This is a genomic window from Salinicola tamaricis, from assembly GCF_003006155.1.
GTDB classification, from domain to species: Bacteria; Pseudomonadota; Gammaproteobacteria; order Pseudomonadales; family Halomonadaceae; genus Salinicola; species Salinicola tamaricis.
In genome coordinates, this window is sequence record NZ_CP023559.1 from 1116420 (window position 1) to 1134436 (window position 18017).

The 18017-nt window shown below is 67.4% G+C and carries 15 protein-coding genes and 4 pseudogenes; all 19 read right to left on the reverse strand.

Annotation, left to right across the window (positions count from 1 at the left end):
• Positions 1-29: 29 nt before the first annotated feature.
• The 19 genes and pseudogenes from CN538_RS22035 to rplU all read right to left on the reverse strand — a co-directional run bounded on the left by CN538_RS22035 (position 30) and on the right by rplU (position 17745).
• On the reverse strand, positions 30-470 hold the full coding sequence (locus CN538_RS22035) for a type IV pilin protein (protein ID WP_106418772.1): 441 nt from the start codon (positions 468-470) through the stop codon (positions 30-32).
• A gap of 104 nt (positions 471-574) precedes the next feature.
• Entirely contained in the window at positions 575-2014 is a 1440-nt protein-coding gene (locus CN538_RS05135) for a PilC/PilY family type IV pilus protein (protein ID WP_106418773.1), read from the reverse strand.
• Between the two features lie 657 nt (positions 2015-2671).
• Positions 2672-3781 carry a vWA domain-containing protein gene (locus tag CN538_RS05140; RefSeq protein WP_129591305.1) on the reverse strand — a complete coding sequence of 370 codons (1110 nt, stop codon included), beginning with the start codon at positions 3779-3781 and terminating at the stop codon, positions 2672-2674.
• Positions 3765-4202, reverse strand: coding sequence for a hypothetical protein (locus CN538_RS05145; protein WP_129591306.1), 438 nt, complete (start codon positions 4200-4202; stop codon positions 3765-3767). Before CN538_RS05145 ends, CN538_RS05140 begins: the two co-directional genes overlap by 17 nt.
• Positions 4203-4242: 40 nt before the next feature.
• Entirely contained in the window at positions 4243-4533 is a 291-nt protein-coding gene (locus tag CN538_RS05150) for a hypothetical protein (protein ID WP_106418776.1), read from the reverse strand.
• A 32-nt stretch (positions 4534-4565) separates the two neighbouring features.
• Positions 4566-4799 carry a hypothetical protein gene (locus CN538_RS05155; protein ID WP_106418777.1) on the reverse strand — a complete coding sequence of 78 codons (234 nt, stop codon included), beginning with the start codon at positions 4797-4799 and terminating at the stop codon, positions 4566-4568.
• A gap of 104 nt (positions 4800-4903) precedes the next feature.
• The gene (locus CN538_RS05160; protein WP_106418778.1) at positions 4904-5194 is read right to left on the reverse strand and encodes a PilW family protein; all 291 of its coding nucleotides are present in this window, start codon (positions 5192-5194) and stop codon (positions 4904-4906) included.
• A 25-nt stretch (positions 5195-5219) separates the two neighbouring features.
• The gene (gene pilV, locus CN538_RS05165; RefSeq protein ID WP_129591307.1) at positions 5220-5702 is read right to left on the reverse strand and encodes a type IV pilus modification protein PilV; all 483 of its coding nucleotides are present in this window, start codon (positions 5700-5702) and stop codon (positions 5220-5222) included.
• A gap of 121 nt (positions 5703-5823) precedes the next feature.
• Positions 5824-6825 (reverse strand): 4-hydroxy-3-methylbut-2-enyl diphosphate reductase, encoded by a 1002-nt coding sequence (gene ispH / locus CN538_RS05170; protein ID WP_106418780.1) that lies wholly within the window; start codon positions 6823-6825, stop codon positions 5824-5826.
• Between the two features lie 69 nt (positions 6826-6894).
• Complete coding sequence (gene fkpB / locus CN538_RS05175) at positions 6895-7362, reverse strand: FKBP-type peptidyl-prolyl cis-trans isomerase (protein WP_106418781.1); 468 nt, start codon at positions 7360-7362, stop codon at positions 6895-6897.
• A pseudogene (gene lspA / locus CN538_RS05180) lies at positions 7359-7873 on the reverse strand (signal peptidase II). Before lspA ends, fkpB begins: the two are co-directional and overlap by 4 nt.
• A gap of 45 nt (positions 7874-7918) precedes the next feature.
• Positions 7919-10798: pseudogene (ileS, locus tag CN538_RS24105) on the reverse strand (isoleucine--tRNA ligase).
• Between the two features lie 292 nt (positions 10799-11090).
• Positions 11091-12138, reverse strand: a pseudogene (gene ribF, locus CN538_RS05190) (bifunctional riboflavin kinase/FAD synthetase); the annotation flags it as partial.
• Positions 12139-12239: 101 nt separating this feature from the next.
• A pseudogene (gene murJ, locus CN538_RS05195) lies at positions 12240-13742 on the reverse strand (murein biosynthesis integral membrane protein MurJ).
• 310 nt (positions 13743-14052) lie between these two features.
• A complete protein-coding gene (rpsT, locus tag CN538_RS05200; protein WP_106418782.1) occupies positions 14053-14319 on the reverse strand; it encodes a 30S ribosomal protein S20 in 267 nt (88 codons plus the stop codon).
• 211 nt (positions 14320-14530) lie between these two features.
• Positions 14531-15667: a glutamate 5-kinase gene (gene proB / locus CN538_RS05205; RefSeq protein WP_106418783.1), complete on the reverse strand. Its 1137-nt coding sequence runs from the start codon at positions 15665-15667 to the stop codon at positions 14531-14533.
• A gap of 48 nt (positions 15668-15715) precedes the next feature.
• Positions 15716-16912: an Obg family GTPase CgtA gene (gene cgtA / locus CN538_RS05210; RefSeq protein ID WP_106418784.1), complete on the reverse strand. Its 1197-nt coding sequence runs from the start codon at positions 16910-16912 to the stop codon at positions 15716-15718.
• 231 nt (positions 16913-17143) lie between these two features.
• Complete coding sequence (locus CN538_RS05215) at positions 17144-17401, reverse strand: 50S ribosomal protein L27 (protein WP_106418785.1); 258 nt, start codon at positions 17399-17401, stop codon at positions 17144-17146.
• Between the two features lie 32 nt (positions 17402-17433).
• Positions 17434-17745: a 50S ribosomal protein L21 gene (gene rplU, locus CN538_RS05220; RefSeq protein ID WP_035470431.1), complete on the reverse strand. Its 312-nt coding sequence runs from the start codon at positions 17743-17745 to the stop codon at positions 17434-17436.
• Positions 17746-18017 lie beyond the last annotated feature (272 nt).

The following is an 18017-nucleotide window of genomic DNA, read 5'->3' on the forward strand; positions in this document are numbered from 1 at the left end:
TTTCCTTCGCGCCCGCCCTCTGGATCGCCTCACCATGCTCCCTGCTCCGTTTTGTTCAGCCGCCGCCCGGTATTGCCTTGGGAATCGATCCATAGCACGCCATCGCCCTGCTGCGGACTGCCCGCCTGGGGCGTCGCGGTCATCCGCACATACTGGCCTGCCGGCGGCGCCTGGCCGGAGCCGCCGCCGGTGCAACCCGCCTGATTGCCGCAGACCGCCAGTCGATAGTCGCTGTTGCCCAGGGTACCGCCGCCGGTGAGAGTGGCCACGCTGGGAGCGTATTGCAGAAACTGGCCGTAGTAGCTCTCCTGGCGCGCCATCGCGCTTTGCAGTAGCGCTTGACCGTCGCTGCGCCGCGAGCGCTCGACATACTGCTGATAGCTGGGAATGGCGATCGCGGCGAGAATCCCGACGATCGCCACCACGATCATCAGCTCGATCAGGGTGAAACCACGCTGGCGCTGGGTCATGAAGGCTCCGTTCGCGGACTGATAGGAAAAAGAGGTAGGAAAATAGGTAGAAAAAAGAGAGTACCGTCGCGATCGACGGCGAGTCGGAACTAAAGCCAGCGGTATCACGGGACCGGCTCATACCAGTAGGTGCGGCGCACGCGGTAAGGCAGTTGCATGCCTCCGCCGGCCGCTTCGGCACCCGCCTTCATCAACCCTTTCAGGGAGGCGGCACCGATCCCCTGCAGGTAGAGCGCATCGCCACGCACCAGCACCGCCGGCCGCCCCAGCAGATATTCCCCCGCCGCGACCGCACGCGCGCCCTTCTTCAGCTCGGCGTCGTCTCCACTGGCGCCACCGATACCCAGACCGGTGAGCAGGTCGATACCGAACAGATAGCTGCGCCCCACCACGGGTACACAGATCGAGTCGGGCTTGTCGGGCACGTAGGCGGAAAAGTAGACGCCACCATCGAGGGTCACGCTCGGCGAGAGCACCTTGGCCCCGGTCAGTGGCAGGCTATAGCCGCGGTCGAGGTAGAGCACCCAGCCCGCCCCCGACTGCCACGCCGGCAGGCAGGCCCGCGCGTCGGCATCGCTCTTCTCAGCACCACTATCGGCCTGAGGGTCGCAGAAACGCTGGTCACTGATATCGGTCAACCGATCGAGGCTGACCGGTTCGATCTTGCCCCCCTCCGCCGCCGCCACGCTGACCGGGTCACGCACGGCGAAGAAGGCATCATGCACCGCCGGCGCCTGGCTGCCCTCGCCGCCCGCCTTGGGGTTGGCGCGATCGCCGCTACCCAGCAGCAGCAGGTCCTGGCGGCGACCGTCGACGTCGATTCCGACGAAATCCACGCTGGTGAAGAAACGCCGATTGTCCTGGCCCGTGCCACCGAGCGCCGCGATCTTGCGCACTCGCCAGTCGTCGGGGTCGCCACCCGCGAGATCGAGCCGCCACAGATTGCCGCCCACGTCGGCCAGATAGATACGATCGGCGACGCCGTCGTTGTCGCTGTCGACCACACGCGGTGCGGCGGGCAACGCCTGGCGAAACGTCTCATTGCCGACGAAGCGCCCGGGCGTACTCGGGTCGGCGCGGTAGATGAGCCCGCCGGTCACGGCGTCGACGATATACAGCGCGCGCCCCTGGCCATCCGCCTGGGTAGCATTGCGTTCGGGGTCGTCACGCCCGGGGTCGTAGCCACCGCTGATCACGAACACCGGGTTGGCATGGCCGGGCACCCGCGCCGGGGTCGGTGCCGCCCAGCTCTGGCCGAGTTCGGCGAAGTCGCCGCTGGCGCTCAGCTGCCAGGCCAGCGTCGGCTTCGTCGGGTCGGTGACATCGAGTGCGTAGTAGTGGCGCCCGCCGCGGCGCAGCCCGAAGGCCAGCAGCATGCGGTCATCGCCTTTAAAAGTGATACGCCCGTCACGATCGGCATCGATGCGCACGAAGGCGGCTGGACCATCGACACCGTAGGGGTGGCGCGGTTCGTCATCTGCCGCCTCCCGGTTGTCACGCAGCGTCGGCTGTAGCGGCGCCAGCGCCGCGGCATGAAGGCCCACTGCTCCTGGCCACTGTCACCGTCGACGAAATGCAGGAAGCCGGCGTTGGTGCCGAAGGCGAGATAGAGCTTCTCCCGGGTGTCACCACGGTCGTCACCGTCGAGGCGGCCGTAGTTCAGCGCAATGGGGTCGCTGTGCAGGATATCGCCGAGAATCCACGGGCGGGCCTGGTTCTGCACGCCGTCGCCATTCTCGTCATCGACGTCCACCCCGCGCGCCCAGGCGATCAACCGGGCGATCTCGGTTTTCGAGGTCCACTGCGGCAACCCCCAGCTGGCCGGATCATCCAGCCAACTGGATTGGGATGACAGCGCCAGCGGACGCAACGCCCCCTGCGCCTGGGTAAAGACCTGACGCCCGTCGGCACCGGTCTCCTTGGCGAGCGCACGGCCCACGGCCTGGTTCAGCAGTGCCCCCACGCCGCCGGCCTCGACCGTGTTGCCGTCCGGCGCATCGAGGCCGAGCGCGTCACTGCCGGACCACCAGGTGTAGGCGCTCTTGAGAATATCGCCGGTCTGGGCATCGAACGCCTGTTTGCCGCGTACATCTTGCCAGGATTGCTGCGAGACGAAGCGGAGCCGCTTGACGTTGCCGCTCCAGCGCGGCGTGTTGCGCGGCAGAAAGCGCGGCAGGTAGAGCCGGTCCAGGCTCTGGGTGTTATTGGTAAAGGCGGCGGAGACCGCTGGCGCAGAGAAGGTGGTGCTGCGCGAGAGCACGTCGTCGATGGCGCCCTGGAAGGCGGCGTAGCTGGGCCGAGTTGGCCGCGGTGAAATAGCCCACGCAGGCGTCGCGGCCATGGTAACGGGTGTCCCGGCGCGGTGTGGGGCAGGTCTTGCCCGGCGCCAGGTTGAGCGGGCTAGCGCTGTCGATCAGCAGCCGCTGATCGGTATCGAAGCCGATGGTATAGGTGGTCACCGGCCCGCGCGGGATATTCCCCTGAGAGAAGGTCTCCAACTGCTGCATATAGTAGGCCAGCTCCGGCATGCAGTTGAGTTCGCGCGTTGGCCGCGAGAAACCGTCGATCGCCGCGTACGCCTCGCAGCCATGATAGAAGCCGCTACCGGTCACCAGCCGAGCGATGGCGGCATTGGCGGCGGTATCGTTCTGCGGCACGCCGTCGGTCATGTAGATCAGATAGAGCGGCTCGCACGGGCGCAGCGGCGAGCGATAGGGCGAATTGCGGCCGTCGCCGTCGAGCGCATCGCGACTATAGGGCGGGTTGAGATCAGGGTAGACACGGGGCTGAGTGCCGTAGAGCGGCCGCTCGCCCTTCAGGTAGCGGAATATCTCGTAGTAGGTCTCGCACAGCGGCGTCGAGGTCACCGGGTCGAGATCATCCAGCGTCTGCTGCAGCGCCGCGCGCTGCTCATCGCCCCCGCTCTTCCCGCTGCCGGGTAGCGGATAGATGACCCGTCCACCGTCCGGCAGGTAGCCGTTGTAGTTGAAGATCGTCAGCCCGAAGTCGACCTGGGGGTTGTTGTCCACCAGCGCGTCGATCACCGTCTTGGCGATTTTGATCTTGCTGTCGTTGCCGCCGCTGCCGGCGACCACGTCGCGCATGCTGCCGGAGGTATCGAACAGGATCATCACCTGCGGCTTAGCCCCGCGCGACTCGATATCGTAGAGACTGCGATAGATATCGGTATCGTCGGCACCCGCCGGCAGCGCCAGACACAGCATGGCCAGCAGCATCCAGCACAGCACCTGTCGCGCCAGCGCCGCCACACCGTGCCCGCCGCAGGCGGTACGCTCAGAAGATACCAGCACGGCCATCCCCTCCCGATGTCACATCCACCGTCTCGATCCGCAGCCCCAGCACCTGGCGGGCGTTGACCGCTGAGGCGCCGCGGGTACCGCTGGCGTCGAGCTCCAGCGGCAGGCAGCTACCGCTGGAGTAGCCGGGCACCAGGCAGGTATGGGCCGCGCGCAGCAGTTCGATGCTGAGCTGGCTTCCCGCGGGCAGCACCGGAGGACTGCCCTGCCACACCTGTGGCGTGCCGGGCTGGGCGCTCTGCGACTGTGCGCGTATGGCATCCAGCTCATGGCTGGCCGCATCGAGCACACCGTGCAGCGACTGGAACAACGTGCGCGCCTGCTGATGCGCCACGCCGAGACGGTTCTGGGTCGCCAGGGTCTCGGCCAGCGCCGCGGCCACGATCGCCAGCAGCAGCAGAAAAATCAGACTCATGAGCAGCGCCACGCCGCGCTGCTGGTGGGGGCCGCGCCACTCAACCATTGCCGCCCCCCGGCCGATGCATCTCCAGCGGCACCACGAAGGCGAGTTCCCGATAGCGCCGGCCGGCCGCCGGCGCGACCTGAGTCCCGTCGCTCAGCGCATACTGACGCGGATCCTGATAGGTGGCACGCGTCGCCACCGAGATCACCGCTTCGATCTGTGCCGCCTGGATGCGTGGCGCCATCGCCGCGCTCAGATTGGCGCTGGTCTGCCAACTGCCGCCGCCACCGCCGGCGTTGGCCACGTACCAGCGGTAGGCCAGCGCCTCGACCCCCTCCAGCACCTCCTGGTTACGTAAGCGTGAGCCAGAGAGTCTCAATCGCCGCAGCGCGGTGTCCCATTTTGCTGGCTGAGGTAGTAGAGGCTGCCGCCATAGCGCCAGAAGTCAGTGGCATCCGCGCGCTGTGGCTCAGCGGGCGGGGTACCATCGAAGAAGCTCGCGAAAGGATAGAAGCTCTTGAGCGCCGGGCCACCGCAGCCCGCCGCCGCGCACGGCTCGGCGGCGTAACGGATGACCACATACGTCTGACTGGCCAGCGGGCTCTGCAATTTGCAGTCCTCGGGCTGCGTGGTCGACGCCCACACCCCCAGCGGCAGGTCGGACGCCGCCTGAGCGCCGCGTCCGAAGGCGAAGTCGCCGCCGCAGTCGCCTTTCAGGGTGAGGGTGCGCCCCGCTCGGCGTCGGCAGGCACGCGCCCCCAGAAGTCGGCACGGCGGAACTCGCTGTTGAAGCGCTCCTGGAGCAGGCGCGCCTTGTCCATCAGGCGCGCCTGCGCAGCGGCATCAGCGGCACTTTCGGCGCTGGCGAGATAGACCCGCGTCAGCGCCAGGATCATCACCAGGCCGATCGCCATCGCGATCATCAGCTCGATCAGCGTCGCCCCGGCCTGGCCACGGGGGACATCGGCCCGGCCCGGGCCGCGTCCACCGCCCGCCCCCACCATCAGGCCCCCACCCAGGCCGCGAGCGTTACCCAGCGCTGATGATTGGCGCTCCCCGGGCGCTGACGCACGCCGGCAACTGTGCCGGCGCGGTCAGCGCGATACGCGAGTACCACACCAGGGTGACGGCGAGGTTGCCGGCGGCACCCGTCGCCGGCGCACTGACACACACTCGCGGGTCGGGCAGCGCGGCGCGCGGCGTCCACGCCGCCATCCAGGACTTGAGACCGGCGGGAATCGCGTTCTGCTGGGTGCTATCGCTGGCTTGGCTCGGCTCATAGTTGCCGGCGAAGCGCTGGCTGCGATCGGGGGCGAGCTTGGCGCGCTCGAGCAGGTCCTCCGCCATGATCGTCGCCATGGCGCGGTGGCTGGCCTCCTGCCCCAACCGCTGCTGCTGTGCCAACAGCTGCGCGGTCCCCAGCAGGCCGATGCTGAAGACCAGCATGGCGACGAGGACTTCGATGAGCGAGAGGCCGCGCTGTTGGCGCAAGCCGTGAGGACACTGGGGCACCCCGGCTCCGCAGGGAGCCGTCGGACAACCGACGGCCGAGAGGGTAACGACCACCGGCGCCGCCGGCGGTTACAATTGTTTACCCTGTATCGGCCAGAAAGAGAGAGAGTTTAGGGTGGGATCACGCTTCGCTGACGATGACCTGCTCACGCAGCTCGCGCGGCATGGAGAAGGTGATGGTCTCGGCGCGCCCGTCGAGCTCCTCGGGCGCGGCGGCACCGAGCTCGGTAAGGCGTTCGATCACGCCTTTCACCAGCACCTCGGGGGCGCTGGCGCCGGCGGTGATGCCGATGCTGGCCACGCCCTCGAGCCAGGCGGCATCGATCTGGCTGGCATCGTCGATCAGATAGGCTGGCGTTCCCATGCGCTCGGACAGTTCGCGCAGGCGATTGGAGTTGGAGCTGTTGACGCTGCCCACCACCAGCACCAGTTCGCTGCCCTGGGCCAGTTCGCGCACCGCGTCCTGACGGTTCTGGGTGGCGTAGCAGATGTCGTCCTTGCGCGGCCCCTGGATCTCGGGGAAGCGCTCGCGCAGGGCATCGATCACCTTGGCGGTGTCGTCCATCGACAGCGTGGTCTGGGTGACGAAGGCCAGCCGCGAGGGGTCGCGCACCGGCAGCTCGCGCACGTCCTGCTCGTCCTCGACCAGATAGATGGCACCGCCGTACCGGGTGTCATAGCGACCCATGGTGCCCTCGACCTCGGGTGGCCGGCGTGGCCGATCAGAACGCACTCCTGGCCACGCTTGGCGTAGCGCAGCACTTCCATGTGCACCTTGGTCACCAGCGCGGCAGGTGGCATCGAACACCTTGAGCCCGCGCGCCTCGGCCTCCTGCTGCACCGCCTGTGACACCCCGTGGGCGGAGAAGATCACGATCACGTCGTCGGGCACCTCATGGAGCTCCTCGACGAAGACCGCCCCGCGCTCGCGCAGGCTGTCGACCACGAAACGGTTGTGAACCACCTCGTGGCGCACGTAGATCGGCGGCCCGAACACGTCGAGCGCGCGATTGACGATATCGATGGCACGGTCGACCCCGGCGCAGAATCCTCGGGGATTGGCCAGCTTGATCTGCAGCGGGGGCCGCGCCGATGGCTGGGTAGTGGGCTGATCCTGTGTCATGGAAACCTCGCGCCGGAGCGCTGACTCGGGCTGACGCCGGCCACCCGCGGTCGGGCGTGCCGGGCTGCCTCAATGGGTGGTGGCCGGACGCACGTCGAGAATCTCGACGTCGAAGGTCAGGGTACGCCCCGCCAGCGGATGATTGAAGTCCACCTCGACATGGCGCTCGTCGACGCTGGCGATCACTCCCGGCAGCTCGCCGCCGGCGGGATCGGCGAAGGACATCACCATGCCCGGCTCGACCGCCTCCTCGAAGCTGTCGCGGGCCAGACGCTGGACGTTCTGCGGGTTGTGCTGGCCGAAGGCGTGCTCCGGCGACACCGTATAGCTGCCGCTCTCGCCCGCCGCCAGTCCGCTCATCGGCGCCTCGAAGCCCGGCGGCAGGTTGCCGTCGCCGACCTGAAAGGTCGCCGGCTGCTTGTCACGGGTGGAGTCGACCACCTGGCCATCCTCGAGCTTCACCGTGAAGTGCAGGGTCACTTCCATGCCCTCGCCGACCCGGTAACGGCCGTCGGCAGGCTGTTCATCATGCGTCATGGGGTGTTCTCCTCGTCGGTCCCTGCCGCGCTCGTCTTGGCCCCGCGGCGGGATTCGAACAGCGACTGCAGAATCAGGCCGATGGCGCCGAGGGTGATGGCACTGTCGGCGAGATTGAAAGCCGGAAAATAGTAGCCGCCCCAGTGGAACGACAGGTAGTCGACCACATAGCCGTGGACCAGGCGGTCGTAGAGGTTGCCAATGGCACCGCCGATCACAGCGCCAGCGAGATCGCGGTGAGCGTCTCGTCACGCTTGAGCCGGTAAAGCCATAGCGTCAGCCCGACGCTGGCGCCGATCGCGATCAGCGCAAACAACCAGCGCTGCCAGCCGGCGTGCTCGGCGAGAAAGCTGAAGGCGGCGCCGGTGTTGTGCAAAAGCGTCAGGTTGAATACCGGCAGCACCTCGAGCGGCCGGCCGTAGTCGAGGTGCGACGTGGCCAGCGCCTTGATGCCCAGATCGAGCACGATGACCAGCAGCGACAGCCACAGCCAGCGCAGCGGACGCCGCATGCGCGCGGCATCGGTGCTGCGGCTGGAACGAGAGCTGCGTTGACGTCAGGCAAAACGGCGTACCTCACCCGGGCCACCCGGCAGGTTGGCGATGGAGCGAGCCGAGAGCGTCGGATGCGCAGGGTCGGCCCCACGTCGGGACGCGCTCCCAACTGCGCTCGTCCTTATCGTAAGGGCTCAGACGCACCGCCAGCTTGAGCCCCTCGAGCTCGGTCGGCTGGGCATCGCCACCTTCGGCCAGCGGCGCCAGGGTCGCCTCGGAGGTGATCAGCACGAAACGCAGCTCGTCCTCGAAGCGCGACAGCAGCGCATGCAGCGCGTCATCGACGTAGAGCGTCACCTCGCTGTCCAGAGCACCCTTGATCACGCCCTCGTTGCGCGCCGCTTCGAGCTGCTTGTTGACCGCCTGCTTGACCTGGATCACCCGCTCCCAGAAGTCACGGTCCATCGCCGGCCTGTTCCGGCGGCAGTTAGTGGCATCCGCCGGCAGCGTGAACAGGCCGTCGTAGTAGGTCTCCAGGTGCACGCTCTCACCGCGCACGCCGGGGATGTTCTCGTAGATCTCCTCGGCGGTGAAGGCGAGGATCGGCGCGATCCAGCGCGCCAGCGCCTCGACGATATGGTAGAGCGCGGTCTGGCAGCTGCGGCGTGCCAGCGAGTCGGGCTGGGTGGTGTACTGGCGATCCTTGATGATATCCAGATAGAAACCGCCCATGTCGCGGGCACAGAAGTCGTGCACCTGCTGGTAGACGTCGCGGAAACGGTACTCGGCATAGGCGCGCTCGATGCGTGCCTGCAGCACGCGGCGCGGTCCACCGCCCAGCGGTCGAGCGCCAGCATGGCGTCGCTTGAGACCGCATGCGCGGCCGGGTCGAAGCCATTCAAGTTGGCGAGCAAAAAGCGCGAGGTGTTGCGGATACGCCGGTAGACGTCGGCGGTGCGCTTGAGGATCTCGTCAGAGACCGCCTCTCGCCGGAGTAGTCGGTGGAGGCGACCCACAGGCGCAGGATGTCGGCGCCCAGCTTGTCCATCACCTGCTGCGGTGCGACCACGTTGCCCAGCGACTTGGACATCTTCCGGCCCTTCTCGTCGACGGTGAAGCCGTGGGTCAGCAGCGCCTTGTAGGGAGCGTGGCCGTCGATGGCGCTGCCAGTGAGCAGCGACGAGTGGAACCAGCCGCGGTGCTGATCCGAGCCTTCGAGATAGAGATCGGCCCGCGGCCCGATGTCGTGACCAAGTGAGTCGTGACCGAGCGGGTGCGAGCCGCGCAGCACGTGCCAGTGGGTGGTACCAGAGTCGAACCACACGTCGAGCGTATCGGTGACCTTGTCGTAGTCGGCGGCCTCGTCACCCAGCAACTCACTGGGGTCGAGCTTGAACCAGGCATCGATCCCCTCGACCTCGACGCGGCTTGCCACCGCCTCCATCAGCTCGACGGTGCGCGGATGCAGCTCACCGCTGGCCTTGTGCAGGAAGAACGGGATCGGCACACCCCAGTTGCGCTGGCGCGAGATGCACCAGTCGGGGCGGTTGGCGATCATGCTGTGCAGCCGCGCCTTACCCCAGGCGGGAATGAAGTCGGTCGCCTCGACGCCCGCCAGCGCCGTTTCACGCAGCGTTCGGCCGTCAGGCCCCTGGCGATCCATGCCGACGAACCACTGCGCCGTGGCGCGGTAGATCACCGGCGTCTTGTGGCGCCAGCAGTGCATGTAGCTGTGGGTGATCTTCTCGTGGGCCAATAGCACGCCCGCCTCATCGAGGGCGGTGACGATCTGCGGGTTGGCCTTCCAGATCATCTGGCCGCCGAACAGCGCCAGATCATCGACATAGACGCCGTTGCTCTGCACCGGATTGAGGATCTCGTCGAAGTCCATGCCGTAAGCGCGGCAGGTAACGAAGTCATCCTCCCCGTAGGCCGGCGCCGAGTGCACGATGCCGGTGCCCGCGCCCAGCTCGACGTAGTCGGCCAGGTAGAGCGGCGAACGCCGCGCGTAGCCGGCGTCGACCGCGGCCAGCGGATGCTCGAAGGCGATGTGTTCCAGGCTCGCCCCGGGCGCGGTGGGAGCGTCTCGCCTGCGAGCGCATAGCGCGCAAGACAGCTCTCCACCAGCTCCTCGGCCAGCAGCAGCAGGCGCTCGCCAGTATCGACCAAGGCGTAGGTGAACTCCGGGTGTACGTTCAACGCCTGGTTGGCCGGATGGTCCACGGCGTGGTGGTCCAGATCACCGCGCTGGCCGGCTTGGGCAGCGCGTCGAGGCCGAAGGCCGCGGCCAGCGCCTCGGGTTGGGCACAGGGGAAGGCGACGTCGATCGCATCGGACTGCTTGTCCTGATACTCGACCTCCGCCTCGGCCAGCGCCGAGCCGCAGTCGAAGCACCAGTTGACCGGCTTGAGCCCCTTGAACACATAGCCCCCCTTGACCATCTCGGCCAGGGCCCGGATCTCGCCCGCCTCGTTGGCGAAGTTCATGGTCAGGTAGGGGTGTTCCCAGTCGCCCTGGACGCCGAGGCGCACGAAGCCCTCTTTCTGCACCTCCACTTGAGCGGCGGCATACTCGCGGCACAGCGCGCGCGCCTGGTCGGCGGGTAGATGCTTGCCGTGGGTGGTCTCTACCTTGTGCTCGATGGGCAGGCCGTGGCAGTCCCAGCCGGGCACGTAAGGGGCTCGAAACCGGCCAGGTTCTTCGACCTGACGATGAAGTCCTTGAGCAGCTTGTTGACCGCATGACCGATGTGAATGCTGCCGTTGGCGTAGGGAGGGCCATCGTGGAGCACGAAGCGCTCGCGTCCACGGCGCGTCTCACGCAGCTTGGCGTAGAGGCGCAGATCGTTCCACTGCGCGATGCGGCCCGGCTCGCGCCGGCGGGTTGCCGCGCATGGGGAAATCGGTCGAGGGCAGATTCAGCGTGTGCTTGTAGTCGCTCATGGTGTTTTCGGTTCGCTCAGGGCTGTGTGCGTGTCGCTCGGGCTGTTGTCATACCGCTCAAGGCTGTGGTCATACCGCTCAAGGCTGTGGTCATACCGCTGGAGTGCCGGGCCGTTCACTCATCCGTGCGCGGATCGCGCGCCGGGCCCGGGGGCGAGTCGGCCACCGCGGCCTCGTGCGGCAGCGGCGCCGAGGCCAACGGGAAGCGTGCCGCTGGCGGCGCTAGACTGGCCAGGCCGGCGGTATCCGTGGTCGGCGCATCCGGCGTGGCGGCAGGCGCCTGATCGCTAGTTGGCGCGGCTTCGGGCGCCTGATCGCTAGTTGGCGCGGCTTCGGGCGCCTGATCGCTAGCTGGCGCGGCTTCGGGCGCCTGATCACTAGTTGGCGCGGCCTCGGGTGCCTGAAAATAGCGCCGCGCCTGATCCAGGTCGTGATGGATCTGCGTCACCAGGGTGTCGAAATCGGCGAACTTGGTCTCGCCGCGCAGCCGCGCGCAGGGCACCACGCTGAGCGATTCGCCGTAGAGATCGAGCTGGCGATCGAGCACGTGGACCTCGAGCATCGGCTGATGCGCGCCGACGGTCGGCCGCCAGCCGATATTGGCCACACTCGGCGTCCAGCTGCCGTCGGGCAGCCGAGTGGCGCAGGCAAACACCCCGCGCAGCGCCAGCGGACGCCGGGTCAGCGGAATGTTGGCGGTGGGCACGCCGATGGTGCGGCCGAGCTGCCGGTCACGCACCACCCGCCCCTGGAAGGCAAAGGGGCGTCCCAGCATGCGCGCCGCCTGACAGAAGTTGCCGCTGGCCAGCAGGGTGCGCACGCGGGTGCTCGAGACGCGCTCGTCGTCGAGGGTGAAGGTGCGGGTATGCTCGACGGCAAAGCCGCGCTCGCGCCGACCGCTTCGAGCAGGGCGAAATCGCCAGCCCGATCGCAGCCGAAGCGGAAGTCGTCCCCACACCCAGATGGCGTACGCGCAGCCCGTCGATCAACACGCGCTCGATGAACTGGCGCGCGGTGAGGCTGCGCAGGGCGTCGTTGAACGGCAGGCAGAGGATGCGATCGGCGCCGTGGGCGGCCAACAGCTCGACCTTGTCGCGCAGTCGGGTCAGCCGTGGCGGGGCCTGGTCACCGGCGAAGTATTCCCGCGGCTGGGGCTCGAAGATCACCACCGTGACCGGCAGCCCGGCACTGCGCGACAGCGACTTCAACTGCTCGAGAATCGCCTGGTGGCCGCGGTGCACGCCATCGAAGTTGCCGATGGTGGCGACACACTCGCGCGGCGCACCGCTACGGGTGGCGCCACCGGCGGGCAGATTGTGCAAGCCTCGAATCAGTTCCATAGAGTCCGTTCCCGTGTCAACGCGGGCCGCGCGGCGGCGATAGACGAAAGCGCCAGCCGCCGACGCCAGGTGCTTCATTATACCCGCCCCGTGCCAGCCCATCAGCCGTGCAGCCGGAAGTGTCTCAGGCGCACACCGGTCAGCGCCAGCCACACGAAGTAGAGCGTCGCGCCACCGGCCACCAGCGCCAGCAGGCAGCCCACGCGACGCGGCGCATGCCAGGCGGTCCACTGGTGCCAGTCGGGAGTCAGCCACCACAGCCCGAGTGCCATCAGCGTGCAGCCGCCGACCACCTGGAACGCGTAGCGCCCCCAGCCCGGCTGGAAGCGCAGCACGCCCTGGCGATGCAGCCCACGCCCGAGCAGCCCGGCGTTGAGAAACGCCGACAGCGCCGTCGCCAGCGCCAGCCCGGCATGCGCCAGCGGCACGATCAGGGCCAGGTTCATCACCATGTTGGCGACCATCGCCACGATCCCGATCTTGACCGGGGTCTTGGTGTCCTGGCGGGCAAAGTAGCCCGGGGCGAGCACCTTGATCAGCATGAACGCGAGCAGCCCCAGCGCATAGGCGCGCAGGCTGCGCGCCGCCATCACCACGTCGTGGTCGGTCATTGCCCCGTAGTGGAACAGGCTCACCAGCGGCTCGGCCAGCAGCACCAGCGCCAGCGCCGCCGGCAGCCCGATCAGCAGCACCATGCGCAGCGCCCAGTCGAGCATCGCGCGAAGTGCTCGCGCGACTGCTCGGCGTGGCGCTTGGAGAGCGCCGGCAGGATCACCGTGGCGATGGCGATGCCGAACACCCCCAGCGGCAGCTCCACCAGACGGTCGGAGTAGTAGAGCCAGGAGACGCTGCCGGAGACCAGGAAAGAGGCAAGCACGGTATCCAGCAGCAAATTGATCTGCGACACCGAGACCCCGAACAGCGCCGGTGTCATCAACCTGAGGATGCGTCGGACCCCGGGATGACGAAAACCGAGCCGCGGCCGTGGCATCAGCCCCAGCCGGAACAGGAACGGCAGCTGGAACAGCAGTTGCGCCGCACCAGCGATCAGTACCCCCCAGGCCAACCCAGCGCCGGGTCGCTCACCCAGGGCGTCAGCCATAGCGCGGCGCCGATCAGGCACAGGTTGAGCAGCACCGGGGTGAAGGCGGGATCGCGAAGCGCTCCCAAGTGTTGAGCACGCTGCCGGCGAAGGCGGTCAGCGAGATCAGCAGCAGATAGGGAAAGGTCAGCCGCAGCATCTCGGCGGTGAGCGCGAGCTTGCCCGGGTCGGCCTTGAAGCCCGGTGCGAATAGCCACACCAGCCAGGGCGCGGCGGCGATCGCCAGGGCGGTGATCAGCGCCAGCACCACGCTCAGGCTGCCGGAGACCGCATCCAGCAGTTCGCGCACCTCGGCCCGGGTACGCTGGGTGGCATACTCTGAGAGCACCGGCACGAAGGCCTGGTTGAAGGCACCCTCGGCGAACAGCCGGCGCATGAAGTTGGGAATCTTGAAGGCGACGAAGAACGCATCCGCGCCGCTACCCCCCAGCAGAGTGGCGATCACCACGTCGCGCACCAGCCCCAGCACCCGGGAGAGCAGCGTCATTACGCTCACCACCATCCCCGAGCGCAGCAGGCCACCGCGGGTGACCGGCGTCGCCGTGCCAGCGGTGGCCGCTTCCGCCAGCGCCTCGGATTCGCGCTTGCGCGTCTGTCTACTCATGCCGCCTCGTCATGCGCTCGCGCCCGTGATATGCACCCTATCCAGCCACCTCGACGGCCGGAGGGTGACCGCCAGGGATGGCCGGTCACTGCAACCTGCCGGGAGCCGGTTGCGACGTCGCTCCGCGACGGCCCGGAGGGTGACCGCCAAGGATGGCCGGTCACAAAAAACCGGCCGAAGCCGGTTTTTTTCATCAAGCGCGTCCGGCTCAGGCAGCCAGCGCCTTAATTCGCTTGTTCAAGCGGCTCTTGATGCGCGCAGCCTTCTTCTTGGAGAAGGCGTCCTTGTCGGCGATGCGGTCGATGACCGGCTGCGCGGCCTGGAACTCGCTGTTGGCCTGGGCCTGGTCGCCGGCCTGGATCGCCTTGATCACGCGCTTGATATAAGTGCGGACCATGGAACGCTGACTGGCGTTGTGCTTGCGGCGGTCTTCCGCCTGACGTGCGCGCTTGCGCGCTTGCTTAGTATTCGCCACCGTCGACTCCTTGGAGATGTTGACAGTCAATTCTGTAAGTAGATCACCCAGGACAGCCCCGAAACCGCTTCAGGCAATCCTGAATGAGTCGGCCGATCTTGCTGCTGCGCTTCGTGAGAAGCGAAGCCGACCGTCGTTTCCGACAGTCTTTCACGGGCCATGTCTGAGAGGATGCGGGATTCTATCACAACGACTTTGCGCGACACCAGCCTCACAGCACCACGAGATTGTCGCGGTGAATCAGCTCCGGGGCCTCGACATAGCCCAGAATCTCACCGATGCGCTGGCTCGGTTGGCCCACCAGACGCTGGGCATCACCGCTTGCATAGTTGACCAAGCCCTTGGCCACCCGCGCACCCTGCTCGTCGACGCAGACCACCATGTCACCACGCCGGAACTGGCCCTCGACTCGCTTCACCCCCACCGGCAACAAGCTCGAGCCGTGGCTGCGCAGCACCTTGACCGCACCGGCATCGAGGGTCAGCGTGCCGCGCACCTGCAGCTGCCCGGCGAGCCAGCGCTTGCGCGCCGCCAGCGGCGCATGCAGCGGCTTGAGCAGCGTGCCCAGCGCCTCGCCCTCGAGCAGTCGGGTCAGCACCTGCGGCTGACGCCCGCTGGCGATCGCGGTTACGGCGCCAGAGCGCGCCGCCAGCCGCGCCGCGCGCAGCTTGGTCGCCATGCCCCCGCGCCCCAGCACGCCGCCACCACCGGCCACCGCGTCGAGCGCGGCATCGTCGGCCTCGGCCTCGGCGATCAATCGGGCTGACGGCTCGTGACGCGGATCGGCATCATAGAGCCCCTCCTGGTCGGTCAGGATCAAGAGCGCATCGGCCTCGAGCAGGTTGGCGACCAGCGCCCCCAGCGTGTCGTTGTCACCGAAACGGATCTCATCGGTGACGACGGTGTCGTTCTCGTTGATCACCGGGACCACGCCGAGCGCCACCAAGGTGCGCAGCGCCGAGCGCGCATTGAGATAGCGCTTGCGGTTGGAGAGGTCGTCATGGGTCAACAGCACCTGAGCGCTGCGCAGGCCGTGGCGGGCGAAGTGGTTCTCGTAGCACTGCGACAGCCCACTCTGCCCCACCGCGGCGGCGGCCTGCAGCTCGTGCACCGCGCTCGGCCGGGCATGCCAGCCGAGCCGCACCATACCCTCGGCGATCGAGCCCGAGGAGACCAGCACTACCTCGACCCCGCGCTGGTGCAGCGCGGCCATCTGGTCGACCCAGCCGCCGATGGCGGCATCGTCGAGGCCACGCCCATCGTTGGTCAGCAGCGCGCTGCCGATCTTGACCACGACCCGCCGCGCCGCCGCCAGCGATGCTCGCCCCAGTTCCCGCTCCGCCGTCATCACTTCGCCCTCCGCCTCTCATTGGCACCGCGCCGGCCCCGCCAGGGATCAACGGGTATATTCGACCTCGACGTCATAATCGTCATCGTCGAAGTCGTCATCCTCGGCCGCGACTTCGCCACGCTTGACCCGCAGCCGCGCCTGGTGCGCCTCGACCCGCGCCACCGACTCCGCCTCCATGCGTGCGCGCATCTCACGCTCGCGCTCGGCGACCGCTTCATCCTCGTGCTCCAGCTGGCGCTGCTCGGTGAGCCAGCGGTGGGCCGCCTGCACCAGCGCATCGGTACCTTCACCGGCGATCGCCGCAATGCGGTAGACCGGCCCCTGCCAAGCCAGCCGCGCGAGAATATCTTCGACGCGCGCCTCACGCTCAGCCTCGGGCAGCAGATCGAGCTTGTTGATCACCAGCCAGCGCGGCAGTTCCGACAGCGCCGGCGAGAAACGCTCGAGCTCCTCGGCGATCGCCGTCACCGCCGCCACCGGATCGGACTCGTCGAACGGGGCCGCATCCACCACGTGCAGCAGCAACCGCGTGCGGGTGAGGTGCTTGAGGAAACGCAGCCCCAGCCCGGCACCGTCCGAGGCGCCCTCGATCAACCCGGGCACGTCGGCCATCACGAAGTGCTCGTGGGTCCCCAGCTTGACCACGCCCAGGTTGGGCACCAGCGTGGTGAAGGGGTAGTCGGCGACCTTGGGCTTGGCCGCCGAGACCGAACGGATCAGCGTCGACTTGCCGGCGTTGGGCATGCCCAGCAGACCGACGTCGGCCATCACCTTCATCTCCAGGCGCAGCTTGCGCCGCTCGCCCTCGGTCCCCGAGGTGGTGCGCCGCGGAGCGCGGTTGGTGGAGGACTTGAAGTGGATATTACCGAGCCCGCGCCGGCCGCCCTGGGCGACCAGTACCACCTGCCCCTCGGCGGTCACGTCGGCGATCACCTCGAGGGTGTCCTCGTCGATCACCGTGGTCCCCACCGGCACCTTGACGTGCAGGTCCTCCCCCGCCTTGCCGCTCATCTGGCGGCCCTGACCGGGCTGGCCGTTCTGCGCCTTGTAGAAGCGCTGGAACTTGAAATCGATCAGGGTGTTGAGCGACTCGTCGCCGATCAGGTAGACGCTGCCACCGTGACCGCCATCGCCGCCGTCGGGGCCACCCTTGGGCACGAACTTCTCACGCCGGAAACTGAGGCAGCCATTGCCCCCCTTGCCAGCCTCGACGGTGATCGATGTCTCGTCGACGAATTGCATGATTCTCTCCCGGCGACGACCTGCCGCCTCTTATGTCCCGAACGAACGCCCTTGCCACTGCGAACACACTTGCTACTGCGCCGCCTTGCCATCTCAAGCCCCGTTACCGCTGCAACCACCGAGAGACCTCGGCGCGCTCAACGGCCCGACGCCACGACGGATGTCGCCAGTACCGGCAGGGTACAAAAAGCCCCGCCTGAGCGGGGCTTCTTCAGCAGCGTTCGTGAGGTCTCAGGCGGAGACTACGCTCACGAACTTGCGGTTCTTCGGGCCTTTCTGTTCGAACTTGATCACACCATCGGTGAGCGCGAACAGCGTGTGGTCCTTACCGATGCCCACACCGGTGCGGCCGGCTGGAACTTGGTGCCGCGCTGGCGCACGATGATTGCCAGGGGCGGCTTTCTGCCCGCCGAACAGCTTGACGCCCAGGCGTTTCGATTCTGAATCGCGACCGTTACGCGTACTACCAGCGGCCTTTTTATGTGCCATGGTGAATACCTCTCTCTGGGGGAACGATCCGCTTAGGCGGAGATTCCGGTGATCTTGACTTCAGTGAACCACTGACGGTGGCCCTGACGCTTCATGTGGTGCTTGCGGCGACGGAACTTGATGATGTGAACCTTCTCGCCGCGGCCGTGGGAGACGATCTCCGCGGCCACCTTGGCACCCTCGACCAGCGGCGCGCCGACCTTGACGTCGTCGCCGTCGGCAACCAGCAGAACCTGGTCGAATTCCAGGGTCTCGCCAGTCGCGATCTCGAGCTTCTCGAGCTTCAGCGTCTGGCCTTCCTGGACGCGGTATTGCTTACCGCCACTCTTGATTACAGCGTACATGGAATCTCTCCGGGCCCGCGTCGGGCTATCAGCGCAGTCGGGCAACAAACTTCAGTCCGGCCCCAACCGTTGGGCCAAGTGCGTCGACTCGTCGAGGACAGCCGTGAAGCCGTACCTCACCAGCGGGTCATAGCGTGACCGGTGCTCTTCGAGACCTGCGTCGAGTGGTGCCCCTTCCGGCAACCATCTAACAGGGAGCGTGACGAGTCGGGTCGCGGATTATAGCGATTGCGCCTGCCCGGAGCAAGCACCCGCCCGGGCGCGGCTTGACG

Bases quoted from the DNA above. Each gene is read 5' to 3' on its own strand.
- CN538_RS22035 (WP_106418772.1), bottom strand. From the start codon at position 470: ATGACCCAGCGCCAGCGTGGTTTCACCCTGATCGAGCTGATGATCGTG.
- CN538_RS05145 (WP_129591306.1), bottom strand. From the start codon at position 4,202: ATGAGTCTGATTTTTCTGCTGCTGCTGGCGATCGTGGCCGCGGCGCTG.
- CN538_RS05160 (WP_106418778.1), bottom strand. From the start codon at position 5,194: ATGGTGGGGGCGGGCGGTGGACGCGGCCCGGGCCGGGCCGATGTCCCC.
- ispH (WP_106418780.1), bottom strand. From the start codon at position 6,825: ATGACACAGGATCAGCCCACTACCCAGCCATCGGCGCGGCCCCCGCTG.
- fkpB (WP_106418781.1), bottom strand. From the start codon at position 7,362: ATGACGCATGATGAACAGCCTGCCGACGGCCGTTACCGGGTCGGCGAG.
- proB (WP_106418783.1), bottom strand. From the start codon at position 15,667: ATGACGGCGGAGCGGGAACTGGGGCGAGCATCGCTGGCGGCGGCGCGG.
- cgtA (WP_106418784.1), bottom strand. From the start codon at position 16,912: ATGCAATTCGTCGACGAGACATCGATCACCGTCGAGGCTGGCAAGGGG.
- CN538_RS05215 (WP_106418785.1), bottom strand. From the start codon at position 17,401: ATGGCACATAAAAAGGCCGCTGGTAGTACGCGTAACGGTCGCGATTCA.
- rplU (WP_035470431.1), bottom strand. From the start codon at position 17,745: ATGTACGCTGTAATCAAGAGTGGCGGTAAGCAATACCGCGTCCAGGAA.